Genomic DNA, 19,029 nt, shown 5'->3' with positions numbered 1-19,029 from the left:
GCCCCGGTCATCCGACCGGGGCCCTTCGCTCGTGTTCGGCTAGTTCTTGTTCACCGTCTGCGCCTGCGCCGACTCCTCGAACTCCGGCGTGTCGAAGGTTTCGTCGCCGAGGGGATCGGTCGGTTCGGCGTCCGCGACGTACTGCGCCTCGCCCGTCTCGGCGTCGACGTCGACAGCCGACTGCGGCACGTCGTGCACCGCCAGCAGGACGTGGTCGTTCCCAGCCGGGGATGCCACCCCGTCCGTCGACGGTCGGAGGCCGGCGAAGGTGGCGGAGAAGCCTCCCGACCCGTTGCGCGTCGATCCGGGCTGTGCCACGGCCTCGCCGCCCGCCTGGGTCACGCGGATGTAGCGCGGGGTGGTCGCGACGTCGTAGCGGAATGCCTTCAGCATCGACACACATGCGAGCACCAGCACGATCGAGAACGGCACGGCCGTGGCGATGGACGCCGTCTGCAGGGCTGTCAACGATCCCGCCCCGCCGATCAGCAGGAGCACCGCGGCCGCCACACCTTCGAGCACGGTCCAGAACACCCGGGTGATCTTCGGCGTCTCGAGATTGCCGCCGCTGGACAGGATGTCGATCACCAGCGACCCGGAGTCGGACGAGGTGACGAAGAAGAAGATCACGACCAGAATCGCGAGCACGCTGGTAGCCGTGGCGAACGGAAACCCGTCGAGCAGCTGGAACAACGAAGTGTCCGTGCCCACCGTTCCGTCCGGAAGCAACATGTCGCCCTGTTCGCGCTGACGGAGAATTCCTGCGTCGCCGAAGAACGTGAACCACAGCGAGCCGATCACGGTCGGCGCCAGCAGAACACCGAAGACGAACTCACGAATGGTGCGGCCGCGGGAGATCCGGGCGATGAACATGCCCACGAACGGCGCCCAGCTCATCCACCATCCCCAGTAGAAGATGGTCCACGCGCCGGCCCAGCCGTCGTCGGCGAACGGGGACGTCCGCAACATCAGGCCGGGGAACGCCTGGATGTAGCCGCCCAGGTTCTGGACCCAGGTCTGCATGAGGAAGAGCGTCGGACCAGCGATCAGCACGAACAGCGCCAACATCGCCGCAAGTCCCATGTTGATGTTCGACAACCACTTCAGGCCCTTGGACACACCGGAGACGACCGAGAACGTCGCGAGTCCGGTGACGAACACGATGAGGGCGACGACGAGCCAGTTGGTGGTCTCGATCCATCCCAGGAAGTCGAGGCCCGCGGAGATCTGCTGGACTCCGAAACCGAGGGACGTCGCGACACCGAAGAGAGTGCCCACGATCGCGACGACGTCGATCGCGTGGCCGATGGGGCCTTCGATGCGCTGCCGTCCCAGCAGAGGTTCGAGCAACCACCGCACCGAGAGCGGTCGGCCCTTGCGGTAGGTCATGTAGGCCAGACCCAGGCCGACGACGACGTAGATTGCCCAGGCGTGCAGACCCCAGTGATACAGCGTCAGCTGCATCGCCTGGTTGGCGGCGGCATCGGTGGCACCGGCGACACCGCCGGCCTCGGGCGGATCGATGTAGTGCGACAGGGGTTCGGCCACCCCGTAGAACACGAGGCCGATACCCATACCGGCGCTGAACAGCATCGCGAACCACGAGAGCACTCCGAATTCGGGAGACTCGTCGTCGCGACCGAGCTTGATGTTGCCGATTCGGCTGGCACCGCAGTAGATCGCGAACGCCACGAACAGGGTGGCCACGAGGATGTACCACCAACCGACGCCGTTGGTGATGGCGGCGTTCAGTTCCTCGAAGGCTCCCTCGGCCGTGGACGCGAACACGACGGAGAACAGGATCATCGCGACGATGATGACGGCGGCCGGGACGAACACCGGTTTCGTCAGACCTCGCCACGCGGACCTGATGGACGACATGGTGATGGGACCTCGGTTCTTCTCGCAGGAGCGGGCGCGTTTGGACCCGATGGGCAGGGGAACGCTATCCGTTCACCCGACCGAGTCACCAATCCGGCCGTTTTCCAAACCGGTCGGTCACGCCGTCACCTGCGTGACGTCACCGCAGGGCGTCGAGATCCGTTTCGAGCAGAAGAACTTGGTATGACGAGTACTGGGACGCGGTGAAGTACAGCTTGTCACCCGAGGACCGCGGGTGGACGAAGGGCGCGTACAGGCCGCCGCCCGGGTAATTGCCGATGTCGTTGTTGGTCACCAGGGTGGTCGGCGCCGACCACGGACCCTGCGGCGACGGGGCGGTGCGGGCGAGGATGCGGCCCTCGACGTCGTTGCCGTAGAGCATGACGAACCGACCGAGGTAGTCGTTCCACGTCACCGACAGCTCGCCGACGGGCTGCTCGACGACGGGAGCCGCCGCGGCGACGTCCGGGGACCACCCGGATCCGTTCCAGTACTCGAAGCGCTGCAGGTTCAGGATCTCGTTGGGCGCGACCCGGCCGAGGTAGGCCGCGCCGAGGCGACCGTTCGGAGTGCCGTACTGGTAGACCATGCCGTCCCGTCCGCGCACGAAGGCGGACTGCTGGAACTTGCCGTCGAGCTGCTCGGCGCCCGGCAGCGTGACCCCGGTGTTGTATCGGGTGGTGCTCGGCTCCGGCGTCCACGTCTGGCCGTTGTCCCGCGACGTCGCGGTGAAGGCGTAGTTGGTGGACCAGACCGATCCGTTCCAGCCGCGGACGGACATGAACTGCAGGTACTGCACCCCGTCCACGGCGATACCGGCCGTCGGCACCACCGTTTGCTCCACCGGCGCGAGTCCCAGCGCCGGAACGGCCTGCTGGGCGAACCGCGGTTCCGAGCCCGTCACCACCGCACCCGAGCGCACGTCGCCGGGTGCGGCGTCGTGCACGGTCAGACCGTCGGCGAGGTTCGCGTCGTCACTGCGCAGCACGACGTTGTGCCGCCACTGTCCGCCGGGAACGACGCAGCTGCCGAAGGTGTCACCGAAGGCGAGCAACGTCTGTCCGGCGCCGTTGTCCCAGGAGACGCCGAGATCGGTTCCGGTGACGCCGAAGCGGTCGAAGGTGCGGTTCGGCCCGGCCTGTCCGCTGACCCAGTCGACGATGCGGGTGTTGGGGCCGTCGTATCGCGGGGGTGCGCCCTGCGGTCCCGCGGCCTGCTGTCCGAGCCCACCGATCCCGGTGATGCCCGTGCCGGAGATGCCGCCGCACGGTTCTGCGGAGGCGACCGCCGGTCCGACCACCGCCCCCGTGATCAGCGTGCCGACCACGATTGCCGTCGTCGTCAGAGCAGCGGCCAGCCTGAAGTTTCCGCGCACGTTCGGTCGTCCCCCACGTCATCCCCGGCCGCGCCTCGGTCCGAGACGCGGTTCTGCCGCTCAGATGATGGCACGACATTCGCCGCATCACGTCATCGACCCCGTTTCGCGGGACGGTCTCGGATCGACTGCCGGTTACGAGCGCATCACGCCGACCGCGCGAATTACGGTGATGTAATTGGGCATTGGTGTGACCGCGAGATACTTCTGTGACGTAAAGTGGCCGCTGGCGCTCTTGGGGAAGGTGCGCCGCACAGATACTCGTGTTGTTCGTGAGACCTGTCGAGTGTGGATGTCAAGGGAAGGACATCGACGTCGACCGGCCTCGTGCGTCCGTCGGACCTCCCGGTCCCGACGGTCGTCGGCGACGTCTGCTCGGCTCACCTCCTCCGTCTGCGCCGGTCGTATCGACGACGCCCGCATGCGGGCGCAACCGGAGGTAGCACGTGCATCACGAAATCGACACGTCCACTCGGGAATCGGGGTCCCGTTCCGTCACCACCCGCCGGGGAAGGCGGGCGATCGGGGGCGCCGTGCTCGGCGCAGCGCTCACGGGGAGCCTCGTCCTGGGGGCCGCTCCGGCCACCGCGGCACCCGCTCTGCCGCCCCTGCCCGCGATCCCCGGCCTGCCGGCGATTCCGGGTCTGCCCCTCACCGCGAAGCAGCAGGCCGCGATCCTGGCCGCCGTCTTCGACGCGACGGGCGTGCTGGTCCAGGAGGTCGCGGGGCTGGTGCTCGGCGATCAGTTCCTGACGCCGCCCAGCGGATCGGCCGGGCCCGGCGCCGCGCCGGCGGTACCGCCGTTCACGTCCACCCCGGGCATCGGGGGCTCGCGCCTTCCGCTCGCGCCGGGATCGTTCGAGGTGTCGTCGGGCTTCGGAGGACGGGGCAACCCGACGGGCGGCGGCTGGCAGAACCACCAAGGCATCGACTTCGCGGCGCCGTCGGGCACCACGATCTTCGCCGTCACCGGTGGAACCGTCACCCGAGCCGGCGACAACGGCGACGGCTACGGCAACCTCGTGATCGTCAAGAAAGGTGACACCGAGGTGCTCTACGGCCACCAGAGCCGCATCGACGTCTCGGTGGGCGACACCGTCGCTCCCGGCCAGGCCATCGGCGCGGTCGGCAGCACCGGCGATTCCACGGGTCCGCACCTGCACTTCGAGGTACGGCGCGGCGGTGAGGCGGTCGATCCCGTCGGCTACCTGACGGCGCTCGGCCTTCGGGTCTAGACGACGTCCGCGATTCGAGTTCAGACGGACTGGGCGTTACCGGCTTTCCATTCCTCCCACGGAATGTTCCAGTCGCCCAGTCCGTCCGTGCCCGGCAGCGTTCCGCCCACCGTGTTCTTCACGATGGTGATGTCCCCGCGCTTCATGTTGTCGTAGACCCACTTGGCATTGGCCGGGCTGAGATTCAGGCACCCGTGGCTGACGTTCGTGTATCCCTGCGACCCCACGGACCACGGTGCGGAGTGAAAGAAGATGCCGGAGTAGGACATTCGGGTCGCCCAGTCCACGGGAGTGCGGTAGCCCTGGGCCGAGTCGACCGGCACGCCGTAGGTCGACGAGTCCATCACCATCGAGGCGAACTTGTCGCCGATCGTGTAGACCCCGTTCGGGGTCGGGCTGCTGTTCTTGCCCATCGACGTCGGCATGGTCATGACCTGCTCGCCGTTGACGGTGAAGGTGACCTGCTTGGTGGCGTCGTCCGCCACCGCGATCACCGCGTCTCCGATGGTGAACGACGACCGGGCGTTCTCCTGGCCGAACAGTCCGTCGCCGAGGTCACGACCGAACACGTCGACGGCCACGTCGACGGTGGTGCCGGGCGCCCAGTAGTTCTGCGGCCGCCAGCGCACCTCCTTCTGGTTCACCCAGTAGAAGGCACCCTCGACGGGCGGATTCGTGGTCACCGTGATGGCGTTCTGCGCCGCGACCTTGTCCGGCACCGGCTCGTCGAACTGCACGGCGACGGGCTGACCCACACCGACCACCTCGCCTTCCGAGGGCAGCAGGTACGGCTTGGTGAGATTCCCGGGTGAGGTGGTGGTGAACGAGGTCGTCGACGTCGCCTCACCGCCCAGCCCGTAGGCGCGCGTGTCGACCGTGTAGGTCTCGTTGTAGTCCAGGGGTGCCGTGGCGGTCCACGAGGCACGGTCGGCGGCGAGGGTGCCGTCGACGGCTTGCCCGGCGGAATCGGTGAGAGTGACGCGCGACAGGCTGCCGTCGACCACGGACACCGTCACGGGAGCGGAAGGAGAGAAGCCGACCGACGCGTCGGGGGCCGGCAGCGTGACCTTCGGCTTCATGAGTTCCGACAACGGATTCGAATCGATCGGCGCGGGCGGCGCAGCGGCGTCGTCACCGGCGCCGGCGGTGCATCCCGCCACGACGAGCGACATCACGGCGGCCGACGCCACCAGCACGACACGCCCGCGAGCAGCAGCGACGGACGAGAACACCTTCACGAGAACCCCACTTCGACACGCACGACCACCGACCCGCTGCACATGATGCCAGCCACCAGCGGAGAGTCACCACTCCCGCGGCGGAATCGGGGGTCACGGTCCGGTACCGAACCGGCAGTGGCACGTCACAGCGGCCACTCGACCGGCCGAGTGAGAGAAGGGCGACGGCGCCGGCCGTGCGCCTCTCGGCAGAAGGCCGCTCGCAGCGGCGAAAGGGGTGGTACCCGGGGCATGGATCCGGCGCCGTCGAATTCCACAACGCACCGTCCCCACCGATCATTCCCGCGTCCGCGATCGTCGCTAGTGTGGGTCGGGTGAGAGCACGAGCGGCGTGGGGACCGTGAGGACACTGCCCCGGTGGGTCCTCCTGCCCGCTGCGGTGGGCCTCGCGCTGGTGGCCCTGCCTCTGGTCGCGATCGTGCTCTCGGTCGAGTGGTCTCGCTTCCCGTCTCTCGTCACCAGCGAGTCCTCGCGCGAGGCGATCTTGCTGAGTCTCCGCACGTCCGCGGCCGCGACCGGACTCTGCGTCCTGCTCGGCGTTCCGTTGGCGCTGGTGCTCGCCCGGTCGCGGGGGCGTGCCGCCGCGATCACGCGCGCGGTGGTGCTGCTGCCCCTGGTCCTGCCGCCGGTGGTGGGCGGACTCGCACTGCTCTACGCGTTCGGCCGGCGTGGTCTGCTGGGGGACCGCCTGCAGGCGCTGGGAATCGAGATCGCCTTCTCCACCACGGCGGTGGTGCTCGCCCAGACCTTCGTCGCGCTGCCGTTCCTGGTGGTCGGACTCGAGGGTGCGCTACGCACTGCCGGAACCCGATACGAGAAGGTGGCATCCACTCTGGGTGCCCCACCCACCACGGTCCTGCTGCGGATCACCCTTCCGTTGGTCCTCCCGGGACTCGCGTCCGGGGCCGTGCTCGCCTTTGCCCGGGCGCTCGGAGAATTCGGCGCGACCCTGACCTTCGCGGGGTCGCTGCAAGGCGTCACGCGCACCCTCCCGCTGGAGATCTACCTGCAGCGCGAGACCGACCCGGACGCTGCGGTGGCCCTGTCGGTCGTCCTCATCGTGGTCGCGGTCGCGGTGGTTTTGGCCACCGGCGCCGGGCGACCCCGGAAGGTCCGGTGAGTGCCGTGACCGGGGACACGGGGACCGACACCACGATCAGCGTCCGTGCTCGCGTGCCCGTTCGCGGACTGGACCTGTCCGTCACCGCGCCGGCCGGGTCGGTTCTCGCCCTCCTCGGACCCAACGGTGCGGGGAAGTCCACTCTGGTACATGTCGTCGCCGGGCTCGTGCGGCCCGACGACGGGACGGTGCGGGTGGGCACCCGCACCCTCACCGACACCGCGAGCCGCGTTCACGTCCCGCCGCATCGCCGCGGGGTCGCGCTGCTCGCCCAGGACCCACTGTTGTTCCCGCACCTCACCGTTCGCGAGAACGTCGCCTTCGCGCCGCGCGTCCGGCACGATCGCCGGCGTGCGCGAGCGATCGCGGACGACTGGCTGGCGCGGGTCGAGGCCCACGATCTCGCGGATCGTCTGCCCCGACAGCTGTCGGGCGGTCAGGCCCAGCGGGTGGCCCTGGCCCGCGCGCTCGCGGCGGACCCGGACGTGCTGCTACTGGACGAGCCGTTCGCCGCGATGGACGCCGACGCGACACCGGCCTTGCGCCGACTGGTCCGGGACGTGGTGAGCGGAAGCCGATGTACGACGATGGTGGTCACCCACGACCGCGTGGATGCGCTCTCCCTCGCGGACGACGTGGTGGTCCTCGACGGCGGGCGGGTGGTCGAGGAGGGGCCGGTGGCCGACGTCCTCGCGACTCCCCGCAGCTCCTTCGCCGCGGCGCTCGCCGGAACCACGGTGATCCACGGCGTGTTCGGCGACGGGGACACCCTCCGTGCGGAAGGCGACACCGTGGTGCACGGGAACGCGATCGACCACCCCGGTTCCGGCCGCCCGGGAATCGCTTCGATCGCGCCGACCACCGTCTCGGTGTTCGCCGTGCGACCGGTCGGCAGCCCCCGCAACGTCATTCCCGCTCGGATCGAGGAAGTGGACGCTGTCGGGTCGGGTGTGCGGGTGACGGCTCGGGCAGCCCCGGGCGTCCTCGCGGCCGACATCACCTCGGCCGCGGCCACCGAACTGGACCTGCGGCCGGGATCCGAGGTGTTCCTCGTCGTGAAGGCGACCGAGGTACGGCTGTACCCGACGCGTCGGTGACGATTGACAGCCGATTCGCGGGGTACGCGACAGACATGACCACACCCGAGAACGACCACGACACACCGACTCTCGACGACGTCATCGTTCCGACGGAGACGCCGCACCCCGATCAGCACGAGCACGGCAAGATGCCGCACCCCGTCGACGACGCCGAACTCGAGGAGCGCACCGAACACGAGCGCGAGGAAACCGGCAGCGCCTGACGCACCGACCAAAGGCGGGCCGGGAGCACTCCTGCTCCCGGCCCGCCTTTCTGCGTCGGACGTCAGACGCTCTGCAGGAGCGTGAAGGAGCGGTCTCGCACCAACAACGTGGCGGGCTTCTCCCCCACCTGCTGGTCGGGGTCGCTCGAGATGGCGAGCGTCCACGACTCGTCCGGCAACGTGAACTCGACGGGCGTCTCGGCGGCGTTGAGCAACCACAGGAACACGGTGTCCTCGGCGGAGGACTTGTAGAGCACGGCGAGGGACTTGCTCGCGCCGTCGTTCCAGTCCTCGTCGCCCATCGCCGCGCCGTCGGCACGCTGGAAGTCGACGGTGTCGCGATCACCGTCGGACTCGGCGTGGCGGTACCACACCGGACGTAGCCCGGGGTGTTCACGACGCAGGGTGATCAGCTCCGTGGTGAAGGCGACCAGGGCGTCGTCGGCCTTGTCCCAGTCGTACCAGGAGATCTCGTTGTCCTGGCAGTACGCGTTGTTGTTACCGCCCTGGCTGCGGGCGAGCTCGTCGCCGCCGAGGATCATGGGGACGCCCGCCGAGAGCAGGAGGGTGCCGAGGAAGTTCCGGCGCTGACGATCACGCAACGCGTTGATCTCCGGATCGTCGGTGGGACCCTCCGCACCACAGCCCCAGGACCGGTTGTCGGATTCGCCGTCCTGGCTGTCCTCGCCGTTCTCATCGTTGTGCTTCTCGTCGTACATCGTGAGATCGGCGAGCGTGAAGCCGTCGTGCGCGGTGACGAAGTTGACGCTGGCCAGGGTGGGACGCCGGTCGTTCTCGTAGACGTCGGGACTGCCCGAGACGCGTTGGGCCAGAGCGGGAAGCGCGCCGTCGGTGCCGCGCCAGAAGTCACGCACGTCGTCCCGGAACTTGCCGTTCCACTCCGACCACCGTGCCGGGAAGCCGCCCACCTGGTAGCCGGCGGTGTCCCAGGGCTCGGCGATGAGCTTGACCGGCGCCAGAACCGGATCCTGGTGCACCATGTCGAGGAACGCCGAGTGCCGGTCGAGGTCCTCGTCCTGCCGCGTGAGGGTGCTGGCGAGGTCGAAGCGGAACCCGTCCACGTGCATCTCGGTGACCCAGTAGCGCAGTGAGTCCATGATCAGGGCGAGCGCGGCGGGGTGACCGACGTTCAGGCTGTTGCCGGTGCCCGTGGTGTCGAAGTAGGCGCTCCGCTCGTCCGGCACCAGCCGGTAGTGCGAGCCGTTGTCGATTCCCTTGAGGGACAGCGTCGGTCCCAGGTGGTTGCCCTCGGCCGTGTGGTTGTAGACCACGTCGAGGATCACCTCGAGACCGGCAGCGTGGAGCGCCTTGACCATGGCCTTGAACTCGGTGACCTGCCCACCGGTGTCACCGGCCGAGCTGTACTCGTTGTGGGGTGCGAGGAACCCGATGCTGTTGTAGCCCCAGTAGTTCCGGCGCCCTTCCTCGAGAAGGTGCGAGTCCTGCACGAACTGGTGGATCGGCAGCAGTTCGACCGAGGTGATGCCCAGCCGGGTGAGCTTCTCGATCGCCGCGGGGTGCGCCAGTCCGGCGTAGGTCCCTCGGATGGCCTCGTCGACGTCCGGGTCGAGGGCGGTGAATCCCTTGACGTGGGTCTCGTACACGACGGTCTCGGACAGCGGAACACGCGGCGATTCGTCGTCACCCCAGTCGAAGTCGTCGTCCACCACCACCGACCGGGGCATGAACGGTGCGGAGTCCGCGTCGTTGCGCGACTCGGGCTCGTCGTGGTGGTGACCGAAGACCGCCTCGTCCCACTCCACGGCGCCCGTGATCGCCTTCGCGTACGGGTCCAGGAGCAACTTCGCGGGGTTGTGCCGCAGACCCTCGGCGGGGTTCCAGGGCCCGTCGACGCGCAGCCCGTAGCGAGTGCCGACGGTCATCGGGACCAGACCGTGGAACACGTGGCCGGTGTACTCGGGAAGCGCGGTCGACTCGAGCTCGGATCCCGACTCGTCGAACGTCACCACCGTGACGGTCTCCGCCGTCTCGGAGTACACCGCCACGTTGGCCGTTCCGTCGGCACGAAGGGAAACGCCGAGCGGGTACGGGGTGGACGCGTGGGAGGGGCGATCGGCGGAACTCACGAATGTTTCTCGATTCGTCGGCGAAGCTGCAGGGACGGACCGCAGGCTTCTACCCGCGTCCGTCCGACTCGAAACGATTGGCCGACCGTACGGGCGGGTAACGACAGGCCATGCCGCACGCCCTGACCTTCGCGAGCGTGTGGCCGGAACTGGTGCGGTCCCGCGTCGCGATCCGGTCCGGCGTGCGTCGCCGGATGGCGTCGCGGGACACCGCCCTCGTCGCGGCGGGCGTCACCTTCTACGGCGGTATCGCCGTCGTGCCGATGCTGCTGCTCGGCCTGAAGGCGACCGCGATGCTCCTCGGCACCCCGACCGTCCTGCGGTACGGCGATGCGATCGCCTCGATTCTCCCCGACCCGGCGGGGGCGCCGGAGGCCGTCCGCGCCCTGTTCCTCGCCGGGACGTCGATCGGGTGGATCGGTGTCGCGGTGGCGATTCTCCCGGCCACCTTCTACGGGGAGGGCATGCGCCGCGCCCTGCTCGTCTACGCACCGCACGAGGAGACCTACATCGGGTGGCGGGGCCGCGCGTTGTCGCTGCCGGTGCTGGTGATCACTCCCCTGCTGACCGTGCCGGTGCTCGTGGTCGGGAACGCGCTGGCCTCGATCGACGGCGGTGTCGCCGGGGGCCTGTTCCGGGTGTGGCTGGGCTTCGTGACCGTCTGGCTCGTGCTGTCCGTGCCCCTCGGGTGGACGTTCCGCGTGGTCGCCCCGATCGCCCTGTCCCGGCTGGCCGTGGTGGTGGGCACCCTGACCACGGCGTCGTTCGTCGCCGGCTTCCTCCAGGGCTACGTTCTGTTCCTCGCGATCCCGATCGACTGGTCCGGCCCGTTCGGGGGCCTGGAACCGGTGGGCGCCGCCGTCGCGACGGTGTTGTGGCTGTTTCTCCTGCACGTCATCGTGCTGATCGGCTGGGTCTTCACGCTCGAGTGCGACCGACTCGTGGTGCGTCGTGACCCCGCAGCCGCCGCCGCACGGTGACCACGAGCTGACCGAACCCGATCAGCGCCAGCGCGGCGGAGACGGCGGTGCCGACGGCGGCGAAGAGTGCGGTGTCGCCGACGAAGGCGCAGCCGATCAGCGTCACGGTCACCGCGATGATCCGTGAGGGCCGCTCCCAGACCGTGACCACCCCGATGTCGTCCATTCCGGCGGACACGGCCCGCGCGCGCAGGGTCTCGTGGAGCAAGGTGAGCGCCGCGACCGCGAGGACGGCGGCCACGGGTCCGCCGAGCACGAGGAGGATGCCGAGGGCAGCGAGGTCGGAGATGCGGTCGGCCACCGAGTCGGCCACGTAGCCCAGGGCGCTCGACCGTCCGCGCAGGAGCGCGACCGCCCCGTCGAGGCTGTCGGTCAACGCGCTGAGGATCAGAAGGACGGCCGCGAACACCGCCGACCACGGCCCACCGAGCGCGGCGACGCCGAGTGCGGCCAGCGCCAACAGAACCCCGGCGGTGGTCACGGCGCCGGGTGTGACGCGGCCACGCACGAGAGGCCGCGCCACCCGGTACGTCAGACCGAGCCAGCCGCGCACCAGCACCGAGGACTCGACGACGTAGTCGCCGTGCAGCGCCGACCAGGCCCGAAGGTAGGAGTCGCGGTCCGTCGGGACGGGCTCGACGGGACGGCGACGGCCGGAGAGAGGATCGGACCCCGGCGCGCCGGGGCCCGAGATCGCATCGTGGTCAGTGACCACCGGGGTCCAGGAGGGACTTGCCCTCGGAGGCCTTGACACGCTTGCGTTCGAGCAGCACCACGGCCAGTCCGGCCAGCAGCAGGACCGGCGAGGCGATGCCCGTGATCAACACCCAGCCCTCGAAACCACCGCCCGCCGCCGTCAGGGCCAGGCCCAACGCCGCCAGACCCAGGGCCATCAACACGTACCCCGGCCAGTTGCGGCTGTCGGTGATGGCCTCACCGGCGTGCGCGCGGATGGTGCGCACATCGTCCTGGGGGTGCTCGTTCTCGCGCTCGTAATCGGGCACGACACTGTCCCTTCGTCTGGTGATCACCGCAACGCCGTCGGCTGCGGGGTGCCCCGGCCCCGGTGCCGGGAAACTCCGCATCGTGGGGAGTTCACCGGCGTCGGGAGGGACGCACACGCTGTATTCGGATCCGGTCCGGTTGCGGTCGCCGTCCGCACGTTGCGTGTGACACCGACGACAGGCCACGAGCCGCCCACACCCGTGGGTTAGGGTCGGCTAATGGCGATCAGCGGCGGAGGGGTTCTGCGCCGCGCGCTCGTCCGACATCGCGCCCGCATGATCGGGTCGTCGCTGCTGTTCTGCCTCCACCAGTTCTGCGAGACCATGGTCCCGGTCGCGATCGGCATCATCGTCTCCCGCGCCGTCGAGACGGGTGACGTCACGGCGATGCTTCTCTCGCTCGTCGGGCTCGCGGCGTTGTTCGTCGTCCTGTCCTTCGCGTACCGCATCGGCGCCCGCATCATCGTCGTCGCGATCGAGCGCGAGGCGCACCTGCTGCGCGTCGAGGTCGCCCGCACCGTGCTCGATCCCCGCGGCATCGACACCGAATTGTCTGCGGGAGAACTGCTGACGGTGGGCACCTCGGACGCGGAGAAGACGTCGTGGATTCTCGACGTCGTGGCCCGCTCGGCGTCGGCCACCACGGCGCTGGTGGTCACCGCCGTGGCGCTCCTCGTCGTCGACGTTCCCCTGGGCCTGGCCGTGGTGATCGGCACCCCCTTGCTGCTGCTCGTCCTGCAGTGGTGCGCGCCCGTGCTGACCCGCGCGGCGACCGCCTCGCAGACCGAGATCGCCCGCGTGTCCGGGCTCGCGACCGACCTCGTCGGCGGCGTGCGGCCCCTGCGCGGCATCGGCGGCGAGGGCGCGGCCGCTCGGCGCTACGCCGAGGCGAGCCGACGCGCACTGGACGCCACCCTGCGCCTGGCCCGCGGCAACAGCGCCTACCTCGGCCTGTCGGCGACCGTCGGCTCCCTGCTCGCGGCGGGGGTCGCGGGCGGCGCCGGCTACCTGGCCCTCACCGGACGGCTCACGCTCGGCGAACTCGTCACCGTCGTCGGCCTCGCCCAGTTCCTGGTCGAGCCGCTGTCGTCGCTCTCCCGGCTGCCCGGTGTCACGGCCGTCGTGCGAGGGTCCGCCGACCGTGTCGCCACGGTCCTCGGGGCACCGCCTCTCGTCGAGGGCGCAGTGCCCGACCCCGACGCCGGAGACGCCGGAGACGCCGCTGCCACCGACGCCCGCCCGTCGGTCCGCGCGCCCCGGCTCGATCTCCACGCCGTCGCGCACGGCTCGCTCCGCGGCATCGATCTCGACGTGGCGCCGGGCGAGACCGTGGGAGTGGTCGCCTACCGCCCGGCCGACGCGGAGTCCCTCGTCTCGGTGCTTTCCGGTCAGGTTCCGCTGGACCCGTCGGCGGGCCGTGTCGGCGTCGGCGGCACCGACGTGCGCGAACTCCCGTTGACCGAGGTCCGTCGCACCGTGCTGGTCGAGCCGCACGCCGCCGACCTCTTCGCCGGAACCGTGCGGACCAACATCGTCACCCGCGCGGCGGACGAGGCCCGACTGGACGCCGCCGTGACCGCCTCCGCGGTGACCGACCTGATCGACCTGCACGAGGCCGGCCTCGACCATCCCGTCACCGACCGCGGTGCGAGCCTGTCCGGGGGCCAGCGCCAACGCGTCGCCCTCGCCCGCGCCCTCGCCGCCGATCCCCCGCTCCTGGTGCTGCACGATCCCACCACCGCCGTCGATTCGGTGACCGAGCACGCCATCGCCGACGGCATCCGCACCCTGCGGGCGGGACCCGACCGCGCCACCGTCGTCGTCTCCACCAGTCCGGCTCTGCTCGCGGTGACCGATCGCGTCGTCGTGATCGACGACGGCCGGGTCGTGGCGCGCGGCACCCACCGCTCGTTGTCGACGACGGACCCGACCTACCGCGAGCGGGTGTTGCGATGACCGGGACCGAGTTGCTCCCCATTGCGTCCGGCGCCCGCTCGGGCCGATTCCTGCTGCGCGAACTGGCCGGACATCGCGCCGCGACGCTCGGCGCCGTCGTCCTCGGCATCGTCGCCGCGGCCGCGACGGTGGTTCCGGTGTACGTGTTCGGCGTTCTCGTCGACCGGGTGACCGAGGGTGCACCGGCGTCGACGATCGTCGGTGTCGTGGCGGTGATCGTGGTCGCCGCGGTCGTCGGCGGCGTGTTCACCGGCCTCGGGGCGTACACCGTCGCACTGCTGGGCGAGCGGATCCTGGCCTCGCTGCGCGAACGCGTCGTCGCCCGTGCGCTCATCCTGCCCGTCGAGCGGCTCGACCGCGCCGGCCGCGGCGATCTGCTCTCCCGCGTGGGTGACGACGTCGCGGTGATGGCCAAGTCCCTCGGCGAGGTGGTTCCGCAGATCCTCGCCGCCGTCCTCCTGGTGGCGGTCAGCATCGCCGCGATGCTGGGGGTGGACTGGCGACTCGGGCTGGCCGGGATGGTGGCGATCCCGCTCTACGTGATGGCGCTGCGCTGGTATCTGCCCCGATCCGCACCGCTGTACGCGAGCGAGCGCGTCGCCATGGGCGAGCGGGCGCAGGCTCTGGTCAGCAGCATGCAGGGCGCGCGCACCGTCCGCGCCTACGGCGTCGAGTCCGAACACCTCGCGCGCATCGACGCGGCGTCGGCCGGCGCCCGCGACATCGCCGTCACGGTGTTCCGGCTGTTCACGCGGTTCGGCTCGAGAAGCAATCGCGCCGAGTGCGTCGGACTGTCGGTGGTTCTCCTCGCCGGGTTCCTGCTGGTGCGCGACGGGTCGGTGACCGTCGGCGAGACCACCGCCGCTGCGTTGCTCTTCCATCGCCTGTTCAACCCGATCGGCATGCTCATGTACTCGTTCGACGACGTGCAGTCCGCGGGCGCGTCGCTGGCCCGCCTGGTCGGCGTCCTCGACCTGCCCGACGAGCGGCGCGCCGTCACCGGCCGCGAACCCGATTCCGGCCGAATCGAACTCGTGGGCATCCGCCATTCCTACGACGGCGTGCACGAGGTGATCCACGGGCTCGACCTCACCGTCGCCGACGGCGACACCGTCGCCCTCGTCGGATCCACGGGCGCGGGCAAGTCGACGCTCGCCGCGATCGTCGCCGGTTCGACCGAGCCCACCACCGGGACCGTCCGAATCGGTGGGGTCCCGCTCACCGAGCTCGCCGCGGACCGGGTCCGCCGGCACGTCGCCGTCGTCAGCCAGGAAGTCCACGTCTTCGCCGGTCCGCTGATCGACGACCTGCGTCTGGCCGCGCCCGACGCCTCGGACGACGAGGTGCAGGCGGCCCTGGACCTGGTCGGTGCCGGGTGGGTGGCCGACCTACCCGACGGCGTGCACACCGTGGTCGGCGAGGGCGGCCTCGCCCTGACCGCCGCGCGGGCCCAACACGTGGCGTTGGCTCGCCTGGTCCTCGCCGATCCGGCCGTCGCGGTGCTCGACGAGGCCACCGCCGAGGCCGGGAGCGCCGGCGCCCGCGATCTCGAGGACGCGGCCCGCGCGGCCACCCGCGGTCGCACCACCGTCGTCGTCGCCCACCGACTCACGCAGGCCGCGGCGGCGGACCGAGTCGTGGTGCTCGAGCACGGACGCATCGTCGAGCAGGGGTCGCACGACGACCTCGTGCAGGCCGGGGGCCGCTACCACGACCTGTGGTCGGCGTGGAGCGAGTCCCTCGCGGACCGTTAGCCTGTCGCACGCTCGCCGGGTCGAGCGGACCGCAGGATCGGGACCGACGCGAGCGTGTCGGGCACGGGCGCCCCGTCGGCGACCACCAACGCCACGTCGGCCGCATCGGGTTCGTCGCCGTGCCGGAACCAGCCGAAGCGTGACGACGACGCCGCCTCCTCGCCCATCGCGGTGACGTCCGCGTCGGTCGGCGTTCTGGCGATCGAGCCGGACACCGAACCACGCGGCTCGGCCGGTGGCGGGAGGGGCTCGTCGGGAGCGAGTGCGGGCCGGTCGAGCAGTACTGCGACGCGGCCGGGCACGACGAGGGCGCACGCCAGCAGCGCCCACCGATCCGGCGGGTCGGGGGCGTCGTCGCCGAGTCCGCGCGCCAGCCGACGCAGCGTCGACCATTCCGCAGCACCCGGGTCGAACCGGTCGGCGGGCATACCCCACTCCCCGAGCAGCGAGACCGCCGCGCTCGGGGTCACCGGGTCCGGCGGCAGGGGCAGGGGCCAGCGCGGATGGATCGAGCCGGGCCACACGTAGCCGGTGGGTCCCCGCCACTCGGCCGGGTAGAGATCGGGGCCCTTGTCGGCCAGGGCGCGGCGGTGGCTCGCGTGGACGGCGTCGTCGCCGAGCCACGGCGGCAGCAGGCCGGCCCGCCGCAGCCGGTCCACGTCGGGTCGGGCACCGCCGGTGTAGTCGAGCAGTTGCGCCTCGAGCGCGTCGGCGTGACCCCGGGCGGCCCATTCGCGGCACATCGCCACGCCGTACGCCACCAGCGCGGGGGTGAATCCCCGCCACATCACCACCGCCGGGTGGTTCTTCCAGCCGTAACTCGGCCAGATCAACGCACGCAGAATCTGGAAGGTCTCGACCCGCTGCTTGCCCAGGCGGCGGTCGTCGAGAAGCCGGGCGCTCCGACTGAATCCGGGGTCGGGGAGGAAGGTTTGCATCCTCCCCGACTACCCGTCCTCGGGCTCGTCGATCAGGAAGGCAGGGCGCCGGGCGTGCGCACCACGATGGGCACACCCGGGAAGACCGCGGCCATCTCGGACCGCGACTTGCGCAGCGCCGCAGTCCCGTAACCCTTCTTGCGGTGGTCCGGGTGGATCCAGACCCGCAGGTCGATCTCCCCGTTCTTCAGCTCGCCGAAGACCAGCCCGACGCTGTCCTCGCCCTCGCGTGCGACGAACCACGCGGCCTGCTCCGAATCGGAGCGATCCCGCGCGGAGGCGATCTCGGCGTCCAGGTCGCCGGCCGCGCCGCCGGAGCCGTCCCCGGCACTGCCGACGTCGGCGAGGCGGGCCGCGAACAGCTCCCGGTCGCTCTCGTCGGAGAACGCCCGCAGAGTCAGTCCGTCACCGGCGCTCGCGGGCCGCTCGGCGAGCGTGAACGTCAGACGAGCGTCCAGGTCCTCGAGCTCGGCGGCGTTGTTGCGGCGGGCGTCCTTGGTGAGCTGGTCGAACGCCATCCCCATGACCGCTTCCCCGCCGAGACGGGACGTCTCGAGCAGACCGGCGATGGCGGCCACCGCCTGGTCGCGGTCGTCGGCCTCGACGATGGCGTCCAGGACGTCGTGGCGGCGGTCGAAGGCAGCCAGCAGGGCCGCGGTGATCTCGCGGCGGGCGGCGGCACGGTCGTGATCGGTCACGGCGTGATCGTATGCGCTGCCGCGCCCAGTTCCACCAGAAGCACGCCCACCACGATCAGTCCGATACCCGCGAGCATGCGGCGGGTGAGCGGCTCGGCGAACAGGAAGCGCGACGCGACCGCGGTGAGCGCCACGCCCGCCGCCGCCCAGATGCCGTAGGCGACCCCGAGCGCGAGCCCGGCGCGCAGCGCCCCGAGCAGCGACGCGAACGCCACGGCATAGCCGACGGCCACCACCGCGTAGAGCGCCCGTCGTCCGCCCACCGCACCGCGCAGGGACAGGGTCGCGGTCACCTCGAACAGGATCGCCGCGACGAGGAAGGCGTACTGCATCAGGAGTCCACCTCCGCCGCAGGGTGCGAGCCCGTCTCGACCAGCAGCACTCCCGCGATGATGAGCGCGATGCCGCCCGCCATGACGAGCGTGAAGGTCTCGCCGAAGATAGCCCATGCCAGCACCGCGGTCAGGGCGACCCCGCTCGCCCCCCAGATGCCGTACGCGACACCGATTCCCATGCCCCGCTTCAACACCTGCACCAGCATCAGGAACGCCGTCGCGTAGCCGATCACCACCACCGCGTACAGGGCAGGGGCGTTCTCCGACCCCTTCATCGACAACGTCGCCGCGACCTCCGCCACGATCGCACCCACCAGGAACCACCACGCCATGCGCGGAACGCTAGCCGGTCGAGGCGGCCCGGTGTCGTACCCACACGTTCGCTTCGACGTACACGGCCGTGCCATGGACGACGTCGCAGAGCACCGGGGCGAGAGCGCCCGGCACCTCGATCGGGCCGGATCGATCGAACGGCAGTCCGGTCCACCGGCGCCACTCGTCGAGCGTGCCGGCGATCACCATCGACCGTGGAGCGATACCGGCGATGTGTCCGCCCGCACGGATGTGAACCCGAAGCCAGGGGTCGACCGGCAGGCCGTCGTCACGCACACGCGACGCGTACTCGCTCATCGGAACGCCGGGATCGACGGGCCCGCTCGGCCGAACGGGGACGATCACCTCCGACAGGCCCGTCCGTGCGGCGCATCGCCGGACCTCGGCCAGGAGGAGGGACGACAGTCCGTCTCCCTGCCGGTCCGGCCGCACCGCGATCTCGAGCGCGCAGAGCACCGTCGGGGCCACTCCCGCGAAGGACTGGGTGACGCCGAGTCGGATCGCGGCGTCCCAGCCGTCGGCGGGGAGGGCGTCCGGGTCGAGGCGCAGCGGAAGCGCGTACCCCTTCCCCACGACCTCGTCGCCGTCGAGCGCGATCACCACGTGATCGGCGACGCGGGTCACGACGTCGGGCCGGTAGAAGAACGACGACACGGGGTCCTGCAGCATGAACTCTGGCCAGGAATCGGGCATCGACCACATCGAGTCGAACAGGTCGGGACGATCGGCCAGGGTCACCACCGAAACGGTCATCGCATCATTGTCGACGGC

At 70.5% G+C, this 19,029-nt stretch carries 18 protein-coding genes; 7 read left to right on the top strand and 11 right to left on the bottom strand.

The annotated features are described in order from the left end of the window. Positions 1 to 39: 39 nt before the first annotated feature. Entirely contained in the window at positions 40 to 1,881 is a 1,842-nt protein-coding gene (locus tag A3Q40_RS04585) for a BCCT family transporter (RefSeq protein WP_068100025.1), read from the bottom strand. A gap of 139 nt (positions 1,882 to 2,020) precedes the next feature. Further along, entirely contained in the window at positions 2,021 to 3,256 is a 1,236-nt protein-coding gene (locus A3Q40_RS04580) for a DUF4185 domain-containing protein (protein WP_235606450.1), read from the bottom strand. Positions 3,257 to 3,702: 446 nt separating this feature from the next. On the opposite strand from A3Q40_RS04580, the gene A3Q40_RS04575 reads away from it, so the two are divergent. Then, positions 3,703 to 4,491 (top strand): M23 family metallopeptidase, encoded by a 789-nt coding sequence (locus tag A3Q40_RS04575; RefSeq protein WP_235606449.1) that lies wholly within the window; start codon positions 3,703 to 3,705, stop codon positions 4,489 to 4,491. A 20-nt stretch (positions 4,492 to 4,511) separates the two neighbouring features. Here the strand turns inward: A3Q40_RS04575 and A3Q40_RS04570 are convergent, their stop codons facing one another. After that, positions 4,512 to 5,663, bottom strand: a complete 1,152-nt coding sequence (locus A3Q40_RS04570) for a L,D-transpeptidase (RefSeq protein ID WP_082834069.1) — start codon at positions 5,661 to 5,663, stop codon at positions 4,512 to 4,514. A gap of 397 nt (positions 5,664 to 6,060) precedes the next feature. Here A3Q40_RS04570 and A3Q40_RS04565 point away from each other — a divergent pair, with 397 nt between their 5' ends. From A3Q40_RS04565 to A3Q40_RS20140, 3 genes are read left to right on the top strand one after another with little or no spacing between them, the layout of a single operon-like run. Next, on the top strand, positions 6,061 to 6,849 hold the full coding sequence (locus A3Q40_RS04565; protein ID WP_068100023.1) for an ABC transporter permease: 789 nt from the start codon (positions 6,061 to 6,063) through the stop codon (positions 6,847 to 6,849). Positions 6,850 to 6,854: 5 nt separating this feature from the next. Next, the gene (locus tag A3Q40_RS04560; RefSeq protein WP_068105226.1) at positions 6,855 to 7,946 is read left to right on the top strand and encodes a sulfate/molybdate ABC transporter ATP-binding protein; all 1,092 of its coding nucleotides are present in this window, start codon (positions 6,855 to 6,857) and stop codon (positions 7,944 to 7,946) included. A gap of 35 nt (positions 7,947 to 7,981) precedes the next feature. Beyond that, entirely contained in the window at positions 7,982 to 8,152 is a 171-nt protein-coding gene (locus A3Q40_RS20140) for a hypothetical protein (protein ID WP_157889506.1), read from the top strand. Between the two features lie 62 nt (positions 8,153 to 8,214). On the opposite strand, the gene glgX is transcribed toward A3Q40_RS20140, so the two are convergent. After that, positions 8,215 to 10,260, bottom strand: coding sequence for a glycogen debranching protein GlgX (glgX, locus tag A3Q40_RS04555; RefSeq protein WP_068100021.1), 2,046 nt, complete (start codon positions 10,258 to 10,260; stop codon positions 8,215 to 8,217). Between the two features lie 110 nt (positions 10,261 to 10,370). Between glgX and A3Q40_RS04550 the strand changes: the two genes are divergently transcribed. Continuing rightward, positions 10,371 to 11,240 (top strand): YhjD/YihY/BrkB family envelope integrity protein, encoded by an 870-nt coding sequence (locus tag A3Q40_RS04550; protein WP_082833755.1) that lies wholly within the window; start codon positions 10,371 to 10,373, stop codon positions 11,238 to 11,240. Here the strand turns inward: A3Q40_RS04550 and A3Q40_RS04545 are convergent. Beyond that, a complete protein-coding gene (locus tag A3Q40_RS04545; RefSeq protein WP_069972903.1) occupies positions 11,179 to 11,955 on the bottom strand; it encodes a CDP-alcohol phosphatidyltransferase family protein in 777 nt (258 codons plus the stop codon). The two genes, A3Q40_RS04550 and A3Q40_RS04545, sit on opposite strands and share 62 nt — an antisense overlap. Continuing rightward, complete coding sequence (locus A3Q40_RS04540) at positions 11,945 to 12,244, bottom strand: hypothetical protein (RefSeq protein ID WP_139203723.1); 300 nt, start codon at positions 12,242 to 12,244, stop codon at positions 11,945 to 11,947. The genes A3Q40_RS04545 and A3Q40_RS04540 overlap by 11 nt, the downstream gene beginning before the upstream one ends. A 219-nt stretch (positions 12,245 to 12,463) precedes the next feature. Between A3Q40_RS04540 and A3Q40_RS04535 the strand changes: the two genes are divergently transcribed. Then, positions 12,464 to 14,200, top strand: a complete 1,737-nt coding sequence (locus A3Q40_RS04535) for an ABC transporter ATP-binding protein (protein ID WP_068100019.1) — start codon at positions 12,464 to 12,466, stop codon at positions 14,198 to 14,200. Further along, positions 14,197 to 15,954 (top strand): ABC transporter ATP-binding protein, encoded by a 1,758-nt coding sequence (locus A3Q40_RS04530; protein ID WP_068100017.1) that lies wholly within the window; start codon positions 14,197 to 14,199, stop codon positions 15,952 to 15,954. Before A3Q40_RS04535 ends, A3Q40_RS04530 begins: the two co-directional genes overlap by 4 nt. Here the strand turns inward: A3Q40_RS04530 and A3Q40_RS20135 are convergent. The 5 genes from A3Q40_RS20135 to A3Q40_RS04505 are packed head-to-tail and all read right to left on the bottom strand — an operon-like array spanning position 15,951 to position 19,011. After that, positions 15,951 to 16,892: an MSMEG_6728 family protein gene (locus tag A3Q40_RS20135; RefSeq protein WP_069972902.1), complete on the bottom strand. Its 942-nt coding sequence runs from the start codon at positions 16,890 to 16,892 to the stop codon at positions 15,951 to 15,953. The genes A3Q40_RS04530 and A3Q40_RS20135 overlap by 4 nt on opposite strands. 32 nt (positions 16,893 to 16,924) lie before the next feature. Next, positions 16,925 to 17,590, bottom strand: a complete 666-nt coding sequence (locus A3Q40_RS04520; protein WP_068100015.1) for a GNAT family N-acetyltransferase — start codon at positions 17,588 to 17,590, stop codon at positions 16,925 to 16,927. After that, on the bottom strand, positions 17,587 to 17,922 hold the full coding sequence (locus A3Q40_RS04515; RefSeq protein ID WP_068100012.1) for a DMT family transporter: 336 nt from the start codon (positions 17,920 to 17,922) through the stop codon (positions 17,587 to 17,589). Before A3Q40_RS04515 ends, A3Q40_RS04520 begins: the two co-directional genes overlap by 4 nt. After that, positions 17,922 to 18,257, bottom strand: a complete 336-nt coding sequence (locus A3Q40_RS04510) for a DMT family transporter (RefSeq protein ID WP_068100010.1) — start codon at positions 18,255 to 18,257, stop codon at positions 17,922 to 17,924. Before A3Q40_RS04510 ends, A3Q40_RS04515 begins: the two co-directional genes overlap by 1 nt. 10 nt (positions 18,258 to 18,267) lie before the next feature. Beyond that, positions 18,268 to 19,011: an acetyltransferase-like protein gene (locus tag A3Q40_RS04505; RefSeq protein WP_068100007.1), complete on the bottom strand. Its 744-nt coding sequence runs from the start codon at positions 19,009 to 19,011 to the stop codon at positions 18,268 to 18,270. Positions 19,012 to 19,029: the final 18 nt, after the last annotated feature.

Origin of the sequence: Rhodococcus sp. PBTS 1, assembly GCF_001620025.1 — a bacterium.
Taxonomy (GTDB): Bacteria; Actinomycetota; Actinomycetes; order Mycobacteriales; family Mycobacteriaceae; genus Rhodococcoides; species Rhodococcoides kroppenstedtii.
Note: the sequence above shows the minus strand (reverse complement) of the source record. Positions and strands in the feature narration are given on the sequence as shown.